This is a genomic window from Micromonospora sp. NPDC005197, assembly GCF_040608295.1.
GTDB lineage: Bacteria > Actinomycetota > Actinomycetes > Mycobacteriales > Micromonosporaceae > Micromonospora.
This window is the reverse complement of record NZ_JBEXHY010000021.1, coordinates 22,167-33,136: the sequence shown is the minus strand read 5'-3', so window position 1 is coordinate 33,136 and position 10,970 is coordinate 22,167. Positions and strand designations below refer to the sequence as shown.

The 10,970-nt window shown below is 70.8% G+C and carries 9 protein-coding genes; 8 read left to right on the top strand and 1 reads right to left on the bottom strand.

Going from position 1 to position 10,970, the window contains the following annotated elements; translation table 11 throughout:
• The first annotated feature begins 2 nt into the window (after window positions 1-2).
• The 6 genes from ABZU46_RS10655 to ABZU46_RS10630 all read left to right on the top strand — a co-directional run bounded on the left by ABZU46_RS10655 (window position 3) and on the right by ABZU46_RS10630 (window position 6,525).
• Window positions 3-443 (top strand): acyl-CoA thioesterase, encoded by a 441-nt coding sequence (locus ABZU46_RS10655; protein WP_354856233.1) that lies wholly within the window; start codon window positions 3-5, stop codon window positions 441-443.
• Complete coding sequence (locus ABZU46_RS10650; RefSeq protein WP_354856205.1) at window positions 440-979, top strand: flavin reductase family protein; 540 nt, start codon at window positions 440-442, stop codon at window positions 977-979. The genes ABZU46_RS10655 and ABZU46_RS10650 overlap by 4 nt, the downstream gene beginning before the upstream one ends.
• Window positions 976-2,334 (top strand): cytochrome P450, encoded by a 1,359-nt coding sequence (locus ABZU46_RS10645; protein ID WP_354856204.1) that lies wholly within the window; start codon window positions 976-978, stop codon window positions 2,332-2,334. The genes ABZU46_RS10650 and ABZU46_RS10645 overlap by 4 nt, the downstream gene beginning before the upstream one ends.
• Before the next feature lie 94 nt (window positions 2,335-2,428).
• Window positions 2,429-4,399, top strand: a complete 1,971-nt coding sequence (locus ABZU46_RS10640) for a CRTAC1 family protein (RefSeq protein WP_354856203.1) — start codon at window positions 2,429-2,431, stop codon at window positions 4,397-4,399.
• Window positions 4,396-5,451 carry an enediyne biosynthesis protein gene (locus ABZU46_RS10635; protein WP_354856202.1) on the top strand — a complete coding sequence of 352 codons (1,056 nt, stop codon included), beginning with the start codon at window positions 4,396-4,398 and terminating at the stop codon, window positions 5,449-5,451. Before ABZU46_RS10640 ends, ABZU46_RS10635 begins: the two co-directional genes overlap by 4 nt.
• 132 nt (window positions 5,452-5,583) lie before the next feature.
• Window positions 5,584-6,525, top strand: coding sequence for a hypothetical protein (locus tag ABZU46_RS10630; RefSeq protein ID WP_354856201.1), 942 nt, complete (start codon window positions 5,584-5,586; stop codon window positions 6,523-6,525).
• Here ABZU46_RS10630 and rph read toward each other — a convergent pair.
• Entirely contained in the window at window positions 6,516-9,146 is a 2,631-nt protein-coding gene (gene rph / locus ABZU46_RS10625; RefSeq protein ID WP_354856200.1) for a rifamycin-inactivating phosphotransferase, read from the bottom strand. The two genes, ABZU46_RS10630 and rph, sit on opposite strands and share 10 nt — an antisense overlap.
• Window positions 9,147-9,483: 337 nt before the next feature.
• On the opposite strand from rph, the gene ABZU46_RS10620 reads away from it, so the two are divergent.
• Entirely contained in the window at window positions 9,484-10,047 is a 564-nt protein-coding gene (locus tag ABZU46_RS10620) for an alpha/beta fold hydrolase (protein ID WP_354856199.1), read from the top strand.
• Window positions 10,048-10,094: 47 nt separating this feature from the next.
• Window positions 10,095-10,931, top strand: a complete 837-nt coding sequence (locus tag ABZU46_RS10615) for an alpha/beta hydrolase (RefSeq protein WP_354856198.1) — start codon at window positions 10,095-10,097, stop codon at window positions 10,929-10,931.
• The last annotated feature ends 39 nt before the right edge of the window (window positions 10,932-10,970 follow it).

Below are 10,970 nucleotides of genomic sequence, written 5' to 3'. Positions count from 1 at the left end.
GCATGGAGAGCTACTACGAGCTGCGGCACACCGTCGGGTTCGAGGAGACGAACATCGTCGGCAACGTCTACTACGTCAACTACCTGCGGTGGCAGGGCCGCTGCCGGGAGATGTTCCTGAAGGACCGGGCGCCGGCAGTCCTCGCCGACCTGCAGGACGACCTCAAGCTGTTCACGCTCAAGGTCGAGTGTGAGTTCTTCGCCGAGATCACCGCGTTCGACGAGATCGCCGTCCGGATGCGACTGCTCGAACTGGCCCAGACGCAGCTCGAGTTCGGCTTCGACTATGTGCGTACCGGACCGGCGGGCGAGACACTCGTCGCCCGCGGCGCCCAGCGCGTCGCCTGCATGCGCGGCCCGAACAACCGGACCGTTCCCACCCGGGTCCCGGAAGCGCTCGAACGCGCTCTGGAACCCTACGCCGCCGCCGGGGTCCGGCGATGACGACCTTCGGTACGGAAGAGTTGACGGACCCGGTGCTGATGCGCCGCGTCTGCGGGACCTTCGCCACCGGTGTCACGGTGGTCAGCGTCGGCGGGGACGAGCCGCACGCCATGACCGCGAACTCGTTCAGCGCGGTGTCCCTCGATCCGCCGCTGATCCTGGTGTGTGTCGGCCGGGCCGCCCTCATGCACCAGGCGCTCAGCCGGGCCGGCGCGTTCGGCGTCTCCGTGCTGGCCGCCGATCAGGAGGCGGTGGCGCGCTACTACGCCGACCGACGCCGCCCGCTCGGACAGGAGCAGTTCGAGTTCGCCGAGTGGCGGCCGGGCGCGCGGACGGCGGCGCCGTTGCTCGGCGGCGCTGCCGCCCACATCGAGTGCGAGCTCTGGCGGTCGTACGACGGGGGAGATCACACGATCTTCCTGGGCCGTCCGTGCGGGATGCGCCGGCACGACGACGGCGACGGCGAGGCCCTCGTGTTCCTCGGTGGCCGGTTCCGTCGGCTCGAGAGGACGCCGTCGGCGGTGGTGACGTCATGACCGCCGTCACCCGGTCGGCGCCGTCCCTTCCCGGTCCGTCGCGCGCGTCGGCCGTCAGCATGCTCATCACGATGGGCCGCGACCGCCTCGGCATGATGACGTCGGCGGCCGCCCGCTACGGCGACGTCGCGCTGCTGCCGGTCGGTCCGAAGGAGCTCTACTTCTTCAACCACCCCGACCACGCCAAGCACGTGCTCGCCGACAACGCGGCCAACTACCACAAGGGCATCGGTCTGGTGCACGCCCGCCGAGCGCTCGGCGACGGGTTGCTGACCAGCGAGGGTGAGCTGTGGCGCAAGCAGCGCAGGGTGGCGCAGCCGGCGTTCCAGAGCCGGCGCATCGCCCAGCAGGCCGGCATCGTCGCCGAGGAGGCGGCGGCCCTCGTCGGCCGGCTGCGGACGCTCGGCCGCCACGGCCCGGTGGACGTGCTCCAGGAGATGACGGGTCTGACCCTCGGCGTGCTCGGGCGCACGCTGCTCGACACCGACCTCGGGAGGTTCCCGTCGATCGGGCGCGACTTCGCCGTGGTGCAGGACCAGGCCATGTTCGAGCTCGCGTCGTTGAGCGCCGTGCCGCCCTGGGTGCCGCTGCCGCGGCAGGTGCGGTTCCGGCGTGCCCGCCGCCGTCTGCAGACGATCGTCGACCAGCTCGTCGCCGAGCGCGGGAGCCACACCGGTGACCGCGACGACGTGCTGTCGCGGCTCATCGTGTCGGCCCGGGCCGAGCCCGACCCCCGGGTCGGACGGCAGCGGCTGCGCGACGAGCTCGTGACCCTGCTGCTCGCCGGGCACGAGACCACCGCCAGCACGCTGAGCTGGGCGCTCTACCTGCTCGACAGGCATCCCGAGGTGCGCCACCGGCTGCGGGAAGAGGCGATCGCGGTGCTGGGCGACCGGCTGCCGACCTTCGACGACCTGGGCCGGCTGCGGTACACCGCGATGGTCATCGACGAGGTGGTGCGGCTGTACCCGCCGGTGTGGATCCTGCCCCGCAAGGCGCTCGCCGCCGACGTGGTGGGCGGGTACGCGGTGCCGGCGGGCGCCGACGTGCTGGTCTGCCCCTACACGCTGCACCGGCACCCGGACTTCTGGGACCAGCCCGAACGCTTCGATCCGGAGCGCTTCGACCCGGCCCGCACCACCGACCGCCCGCGGTACGCCTACATCCCGTTCGGCGCGGGGCCGCGGTTCTGCGTCGGGAACCACCTGGGCCTGATGGAGGCCGCATTCGTCCTCGCCGTACTGGCCCGGGACCTGACGCTCACGACTGTCGCCACGCACCACGTCGTACCCGAGCCGATGTTGTCGCTGCGCATACGCGGCGGCCTGCCGATGACCGTGCGTCCGGCGGACTGAGGACACCGCCGGGTGACCGCGGACCGCTGTCACCCACGACCGCACCACCCGAACGCCCGACCCGGCCGGGTCGGGCACCACCCGAGGGGGATCGTTGCCACCGAAACCAGTGGGTCCGCTGCGCAGACTCATTCCCGTCGTCTTCGTCCTGGTACTCGTCGCGGGGCTGTTCACGATCTCGCGGCTGCCGTCCGCATCCGCGGCGGACCGGCGCGCGATGGCGTCGCAGTTCGCGTTCACCGAACTGCCCATCGCCCTGCCGCCGGGTCTGCCGCAGCGCACGATCCGGACGGTGAACCCGAAATACGAGCACATCCGGTCCTGGATCTCGTCGGTCGGCGCCGGAGTGGCGGTCAACGACCTCGACGGGCAGGGCGGCGCCAACGACCTCTGCCTCGTCGACCCCCGCAGCGACAGCGCCATCGTGACTCCGGCGCCCGGCGGTGGCGCCCGCTACGCGCCGTTCGTGCTGGACCCGGCGCCGTTGCCGATGGGACCGGCGATCGCCCCGATGGGCTGCACACCCGGCGACTTCAACGTCGACGGCCGGACGGATCTGCTGGTCGTCTACTGGGGACGGACCCCGGTCGTGTTCCTGCAGACCGGAAACGCGGCGAGCCTGAGCCTCGCGTCGTACCACCCGGTCGAGCTGATCCCGCAGCAGCAGACCACCGACGGCCGCTACCGGGGGCCGCTGTGGAACACCAACGCCACAGCGGTCGCGGATTTCGACGGCGACGGCCGGCCCGACATCGGGATCTTCAACTACTTCCCGGACTCCCAGGTGCTCGACGCACAGGGCCTGCCGAACGTGCAGATGAACCACTCCATGTCCCGCGCGCAGAACGCTGGCGGGGCGCACATCCTGCGCTGGACCGCGGCCACCACCGGCGCCGAGCCGAGCGTCACCTACGAGGAGCAGAGCGCGATCGACCCCCGGTACGCCACCGGATGGACGCTCGCGTCGGCCTCCGCCGACCTCGACGGGGATCTGCTGCCCGAGCTGTACCTCGCCAACGACTTCGGCAACGACCGCTTCTTCCACAACGTGTCGGCCCCCGGCCGGATCAGGTTCGCGCTGGCGGAGGGGCGTCGCGGCCCGCTGGACCCCAAGTCGCTGGTCGTGGGTCACGACTCGTTCAAGGGGATGGCCGTCGACTTCGCCGATCTGCGCGGCAGCGGCCGGTTCGACGCCTTCGTCAGCAACATCACCGAGTCGTGGGGGCTGGAGGAGAGCAACTTCGTCTGGCAGAACACCGCGGCCAACCCCCAGGAGGCGCGGGAACGGCTCTCGAAGGGCATCGCTCCCTTCGAGAACAAGGCATCGGCGAAGAACCTCGCCTGGGTCGGCTGGGGCTGGGACGTCAAGATGGCCGACTTCGACAACAGCGGACGGCTCGTCGTGGTGCAGTCGTGCGGCTTCGTCAAGGGCACGGTCAACCGGTTCAACTGGCTGCAGGAGTTGGCCGCCAGCAACGACCTGATGCTGCGGGAGCCGGACATGTGGCCCAACGCGCAGCCGGGCGACGACATCGCCGGCTCGAACGCGCTGGCGTTCTGGGCACCGGAGGACAACGGCCGCTACGTCGATCTGAGCCCGCAGCTCGGACTCGACGACCGGACCCCGACCCGCGGTGTCGCCGTGGGTGACACCGACGGCGACGGCCGCCAGGACTTCGCGGTGGCACGCCAGTGGGGACCGCCCGCCTACTACCACAACACCAAGGCGCAGGTCGGCGACTTCCTCGGGCTGCGGCTGCACCGGCCCGCGCTCGGCGCCGCCACGGGCAACGATGCCCGCACCCCGGCGTACGGCGCGCAGGCTCGGGTGACCACAGCCGACGGCCGCACCCAGCTCGCCCAGCTCGACGGCGGCGGCGGGCACTCGGGCAAGCGCAGCTTCGACCTGTTCTTCGGCCTCGGTGACCAGGGCAGCGCGCCCGTCACCGTCGATCTGAGCTGGCGCGACCTCGACGGTGTCCAGCATCAGCAGACCCTGCCCCTCTCCGCCGGATGGCACGACCTCACGCTCACCGACCGAGCCCAGGAGCTGACCACACCATGACGGACGTCAAACGCGCCCCGGTGGGCGTGACCACCACGGCCGAGGTCGCCGACGCGACCCGCAACGGCAGCGGGCCGGACCGGGCCCGGGCCGGCGTCGACCGGCGACCGCCCGTACCCCGGGTCGACAAGCGCGACCCCCGCTACCTGGCCCTGCGGAACTTTGCCATCTCCATGTCCATCCTCAACGTGCTCGGCTACACGGTGCTCGGGTTCGAGCAGCCCTGGACCTGGCCGCTGTTCGCCCTGGCGATCGGGTACACGGTCGAGCTCGCGATCGAGGCGGTCGCCGCCCGTTCCCTGGGTCGCCGACCGGCCTACAGCGGCAACGGCGCGTGGGGCGTCTACACGTTCCTGCTGCCGACCCACATCACCGCGCTCGCCGCGAACATGCTGCTGTACGCCAACGACCTGTTCTGGCCGATCGCCTTCGCCGTGGTCGTGGCCGTCGGTCAGAAGGCGGTGCTGCAGGCCCCGATCGCCGGACGCATGCGGCACTTCATGAACCCGTCGAACTTCGGCATCACCATCACGCTGCTCGCGTTCTCCTGGGTCAACGTCGCGCCGCCGTACCACTTCACGGAGAACGTGCCCGACGTCTTCCGGATGTTCATCCCGATGGTGGTGCTCACCGCGGGCACGATCCTCAACGCGATGCTCACGAAGAAGGTCGCGCTGATCGTGGGCTGGGTCGGCGGCTTCGTCATCCAGGCCCTGATCCGGCACTTCGTCTGGGACGTACAGCTCTGGTCGGCGCTGAGCATCATGACCGGGGTGGCGTTCGTGCTGTTCACCAACTACATGATCACCGATCCGGGCACCACGCCCTCCAAGCCTCGCTTCCAGTTCATGTTCGGCGCCTCGGTGGCCATGGTGTACGGCGTCCTGATGCTGTTCAACGTCGTCTACACCCTGTTCTTCGCGGTCACGATCGTGTGCCTGGCACGGGGTCTGTTCTGGTGGGGCAGGTGGCTCGCCGAGCGGCGGGGCGCCCGCACCGCGGTGCAGCCGGTGCCACCGCCAGCGGCGGTGGAGCTGCCGATCGCCCGCTGACCCTGTCGATCCGCGTGGCCCGGCCGGCAGTCCTCCCAGGCGGAGATCCGCAGTGCGAGGACGGCCCGGCCGGGCCACGGACGGAGAGCCAGTCAGCGCATCCTGCCGTCGCAGAATTCGAGAGAGGCTGTCATGACCGCCACCCAACGACCTGCCGTGCCGAACGCGGCCACCCCGACGCCGGCACGCTCGGACCGGCGCGGCGCGCTGATCGTGGGCAGTGTGCTCGCGGGAATCGCGCTGTCCCTGCTCTGGTCGTACCAGTTCGTCGACCAGACGATCGGCGACAACGTCGCCAACACCCTGCTGGGCCACGACGCGAAGGCGACCGCGATCGGCGGCACCGCGGCGGGCCTGCTGTTCGCGTTCGTCTCGGGCCTGGCGGGCACGTTCACGGCCTGCAACATCGCCATGGCCGCCTCGATCGGGCCGATGACACACGCCGGCGCCGGCGGCACACCGGCGGCGGGGCTGCGCTTCATGCTCCGGCCGGTGGGCCTGCTGGCGCTGGGCATGGTCGTCGTCTCCGCCACGTACGGCTTCGTCGGAGTCCTGCTCGGCGACTCGCTGCCGCAGCTGTCGACGGCGACGACCGCCGGTGGCATGCCCGTACGACTCGTGCAGTCGGTGGTGGTCTTCGGTCTGATCGGTCTCGCGTTCATCTACCTCGGTCTCGCGGCCCTCGACAAGGTCCCCGATCCGTTCGCGCGCCGCCCGTTCGCCCGCGTCTTCGTGCTCGGCATGCTGGTCGGCGCCTTCCTGATCGGCCGGCCGTACCCGTTGTTCCACAAGCTCTTCCAGTGGGCCGCCGACAACGGAAACCCCCTGTACGGGTCAGCCGCCTTCGTGTTGCAGTCGCTGGGCAACATCGCGATCGTGGGCATCCTGTTCGCACTCGTCGTCCTCGCCACCCGCGGAGGGCTGATCCGCTGGCTGTCCGCGCGACCGGCACGCACCCTCGCGGTCACCGGGTCGCTGCTGCTCGCGCTGGGCGTCTTCACCCTCGTCTACTGGACCGTCCGGGTGCCGGCGATGTTCGGCTACGGCTGGTTCCCGACGATGCCCTACAACTGAGCGCGGGTGTCGGCGTCGTTCGGCGGTGACAGGATCTCGATGTACCCGTCGGTGCCGTGCACCCGGATCCGCTGCCCGTCGCGGATCAGCCTGGTCGCGTCCGCCACCCCGACGACGGCGGGCAGGCCGTACTCCCGGGCGATGACCGCCCCGTGGGTCATGAGGCCGCCCACCTCCGTCACCAGGCCCTGGACCGCGACGAACAGGGGTGACCAGCTCGGGTCCGTGTAGGAGGTGACCAGGATGTCGCCGGGTTCCAGCTCGGCCTCGGCGATGTCCAGCAGGACGCGGGCTCGGCCCTCGACGATCCCGCCGGAGACCGGGAGGCCGGCCAGCGCGCCGGCCGGCACATTGTCGCGCCGGTACGACCCGGCGATGGCCTCACCCTCGGAGGTGAGCACCCGGGGCGGCGTGAGCGTCCGGTGCCAGCGGAACGCGTCCCTCCGCCGCTGGATGAGGTGGTCGTCGACCTGGTGCGTCCGCACGACGTCGCGCAGCTCGGAGAAGGTCAGATAGAAGATGTCGTCCCTCTCGCGGAGCACGCCGTCCCGCACGAGGCGCTCGGCCTCCGGAAGCAGGGCCTGCTTGTAGACGAAGTAGCGGCTGATGATGGCGTACTTCGGATACTCCCGGTACCCGATGAAGGTGCGGACCCGGTCGATCATCCGCGTGGTCTCGTCGGCCTTCCGGTCCCCGTCCGGCAGGGCCCGCAGCCGCTCCAGCAGCTCCTCGCGCTTCTGCTGCGCCTCCTGAAGCCCCTGCGCGAAGCGCCGCCCGGCGGCGCCCGGTCCGAGGAGCCTGATGTTGTCGAGGATCAAGGGTACGAGCGTGGTGGGGCGTTCGCTCCAACGCGGTCTGGTGATGTCGATCTCGCCAACGCACCGCATGCCGTACCGGTCGAGGTAGGCCCGGATGGCGTCGCGCGCCTCGGTCCCGCCCGCGAGCCTCGGCAGCTCGTCGAGGAAGCCGTCGTCCTCGACGTCCCGCAGGAAGGCCACCACCTCCGGATGCGGTCGGATGACGTCCGCGACGTCGAGCAGTGCCAGGCCCATCTCCGACGTGATGTTGCCCGGGGCGGACAGCGTGAGGGTGTCGGCGGCGTTCTTCTCGCCCAGCCATTCGGACAGCTGCTCGTTGAGCCACCAGGTGGCCTCCATCCCCGCCATGATCGCCTGCATGCTCAAGGGGTCACTGAGGATCCGCTTGTGCTCCTCGAACGCCTTGGGCAGGAAGTCGAACAGCGCCGTCCCCGTCACCGTCGCGATGTCGTGCCGCAGGGCGGCGAGAGACGCCTCGCTGCGCTCGATCAGCTCGGTGACGATCGCCGGGTCGTTCTCGATCGGGGCGGGCGTGCCGCCGACGGGCGGGCCGCTGGGACCGCCGTCCGGGAGCGTCGGAACGAAGTCGGGGCGGGCGAGGACGGTCTCCAGCGCGTCCCTGGTCAACGGATCGGACCTATCCGCCATGCGGAGGAAGCCGGCACGGCTCGCGGGCGCTGCCAGCAGCCGGGTGGCGTCGACGAACAACCTCCCGCCGGCCTCGTGCATCGGCGCCATGGCCGTCAGCTGCCACATGGAGAGCCCCAACGGCTTCATGGCGTCGGTCATCATCTGCTGATGCCCGACGGAGAGGTAGACGTGGTTCTCCCGGTCCTGGGCCGCCGGGACGGGGAACAGCGTCGTGATCGGCCGGCTCTGCACGATCTCGACGTCACCGTCGACCAGGCACCATTCGATGTCCTGCGGGTGGCCGAAGTGCGCTTCGATCCGCCGGCCCACGTCCACCAGCCGCAGGACCTGCGCGTCCGTCAGCGCCGGCTGCTCCTGTCGTTCCGGGCTGATCGCCTGCCTCGTGGTCCCGCCGGCCGGCAGCGCCTCGATGGCGAGACGCTTTCTGGCGATCGTCCGGTTGATGATCGCGCCGTCGCGCACCCGGTAGGAGTCCGGGTTCACCAGCCCGGAGACCAGGGCCTCGCCGAGGCCGAAGCTGGCCTCCACGGACGCGACCTTCCGGTTGGACGTGACGGGGTCGGCCGTGAAGAGGACGCCGGCCGCCTGTGGAAACACCATCTTCTGCACGACAACGGCCAGGTGGACCGCCCGATGGTCGATGCCGTTGCGCTGACGGTAGGTGACCGCCCGCTCGGTGAAGAGCGAGGCCCAGCACCGGCTGACGTGCGTGCGAATCGCCGCCGGACCCCTGACGTTCAGGTACGTGTCCTGCTGGCCCGCGAAGGAGGCCGTCGCCAGGTCCTCCGCCGTGGCGCTGGATCGGACGGCGTAGGCAGCTTCCTCGCCGTGCTGGCTGAGCGCCCGGCTGATGGCCGCCGCCACGTCGTCGGGCAGGGCGACCCCTTCGATGGCCCGGCGGATCTCAGCGCTGAGGTCGCGGACCGCCTCCCGGTCGTCCGGCTTCAGGCGCGACAGGTGGTCGAGCTGATCGTCGATCGAGGGCACCTCGGCCATGACCCGTCGGAAGGCGTCCGTCGTCACGCAGAAGCCAGCCGGTACGCGGATGCCGTCGATCCGCGACAACGCCCCCAGACGGGCGCCCTTGCCGCCGACGATCGCGACCTGCGTCTCGTCGACCTCGTCGAGATCTCGCACATACTGGTCGATCATCGCGCCCCGTTTCTTCGTCCATTCCAGTGTCCGGCGGACGATTCTGCGGCAAGACCCGGGTCTTGCGGCAAGACCCCCGTTGCGATATACGTTAAAGTGGGAGCGGATAGCAGTGGTGTTCTTCCCGCTGTGAATGAAATCGTTCCGCTGATTCGCGCCTGGTTCCGCCCTCGCGGCAGGCCGTCCGGCACGTCCCCGCCGGCCCTCCACGCGCCGCACGATCCCCGTCGAAGCGCCCCGCGGCAGCGCGGCGCACCCCGTCGCCGGCGCACGGCGCCGCGTCGACGCTGCACCGGGTGTCGAACCCGACCGGGCGAGCACGCGAGAGGAGATCGTCATGGCAGCGACCGCGCAGATCCTGTTCGTTCAGGGCGCTGGCGCCGGCACGCACGACGAGTGGGACAACAGGTTGGTCGACAGCCTGCGGTGCGAGCTCGGGGACTCGTACGAGGTTCGTTACCCGCGGATGCCCGACGAGGGCGACCCGAGCTACGCCACCTGGAGCGCCGCCATCCGGCGGGAGATCGCGGCACTGGACGACGGCGCCGTCGTCGTGGGCCATTCGGTGGGCGGGGCGATCCTCGTCCACGCGCTCGCCGAGCGGCCACCCGAGCGGGAGCTCGCGATGATCGTGCTGATCGCCGCCCCGTTCGTCGGCGCGGGCGGCTGGCCCGGCGACGAGTTCGAGCTGCCGCACGACCTCGGTGCCCGGCTGCCGCGTGGCGTACCGGTGCGGGTGTTTCACGGGCTCCAGGACGAGACGGCGCCGCCGTCGCACGCGGACCTGTACGCGGGCGTGCTCCCGCAGGCGCGGGTGTACCGGCTGCCGGGGCGCGATCACCAACTGAACGACGACCTCGGTGACGTGGCGAAGGTGATCAGGCTTGACACGTCTGGCTAATTGCGTTAGCTTAAAGCTAACGCAATTAGCCGAGCATGGAGGATCCCATGACCGAGTACCTGACCGTCGATGGCGGCACCCTGGCGTACGAGGTGACCGGTGCCTCCGGGCCGCTCGTCGTTCTCGCCCACGGCATGGGTGACAGCCGCGAGGCGTACCGCTTCGTCGTGCCGCGCCTGGTGGCCGCCGGCTACCGGGTGACCGCCGTCGACCTGCGGGGTTGCGGCGAGTCGAGCGCGCAGTGGCCCTCCTACAGCCGCACCGACATCGCCGGCGATCTGCTCGCGGTGATCCGCCACCTCGGCGGTCCGGCCGTGTTGGTCGGCCACTCGATCTCCGGCGGGGCCGCCACCATCGCCGCCGCCCAGGCGCCCGAGCTGATCACCGGCATCGTCGAACTGACCCCCTTCACCCGCAAGCAGTCGATCAAGCTGGGCGACCTGCGGGTCGCCCGCTACCGCAAGGGCATGGCCCGGCTGCTCGGCACCGGCCTGCTGGGCAGCGTGCCCCTCTGGCGCAGTTACCTCGACATCGCCTACCCGGCGAAAAAGCCGGCCGACTGGGCCGCTCGCACGGCCCGGATCGACGCCATGATGCGCGAGCCCGGCCGGATGGCGGCGATGCGCAAGATGGGCCAGTCGGCGCCGGTCGACGCCGGGGCGCAGCTGGGTAACGTCCGCTGCCCGGCCCTGATCGTCGAGGGATCGCTCGACCCGGACTGGGCCGACCCGCGAGCCGAGGGGGAGGCGATCGTGGCCGCGCTGCCGGCCGGGTTGGGTCGCCTCGAGGTCATCGAGGGCGCGGGTCACTACCCGCACGTGCAGTACCCCGACGAGACGGCGGCCCTGCTGCTCGCCTTCCTGGCCACGAACGCCCGCGCCTAGGGTCAACGCCCGCCTAGGGTCCTGAGCCCGCCTAGGGTC

Bases quoted from the DNA above. Each gene is read 5' to 3' on its own strand.
- ABZU46_RS10630 (WP_354856201.1), top strand. From the start codon at position 5,584: ATGACCGCCACCCAACGACCTGCCGTGCCGAACGCGGCCACCCCGACG.
- ABZU46_RS10655 (WP_354856233.1), top strand. From the start codon at position 3: ATGGAGAGCTACTACGAGCTGCGGCACACCGTCGGGTTCGAGGAGACG.
- ABZU46_RS10615 (WP_354856198.1), top strand. From the start codon at position 10,095: ATGACCGAGTACCTGACCGTCGATGGCGGCACCCTGGCGTACGAGGTG.
- ABZU46_RS10635 (WP_354856202.1), top strand. From the start codon at position 4,396: ATGACGGACGTCAAACGCGCCCCGGTGGGCGTGACCACCACGGCCGAG.
- ABZU46_RS10650 (WP_354856205.1), top strand. From the start codon at position 440: ATGACGACCTTCGGTACGGAAGAGTTGACGGACCCGGTGCTGATGCGC.
- ABZU46_RS10620 (WP_354856199.1), top strand. From the start codon at position 9,484: ATGGCAGCGACCGCGCAGATCCTGTTCGTTCAGGGCGCTGGCGCCGGC.
- ABZU46_RS10645 (WP_354856204.1), top strand. From the start codon at position 976: ATGACCGCCGTCACCCGGTCGGCGCCGTCCCTTCCCGGTCCGTCGCGC.
- rph (WP_354856200.1), bottom strand. From the start codon at position 9,146: ATGATCGACCAGTATGTGCGAGATCTCGACGAGGTCGACGAGACGCAG.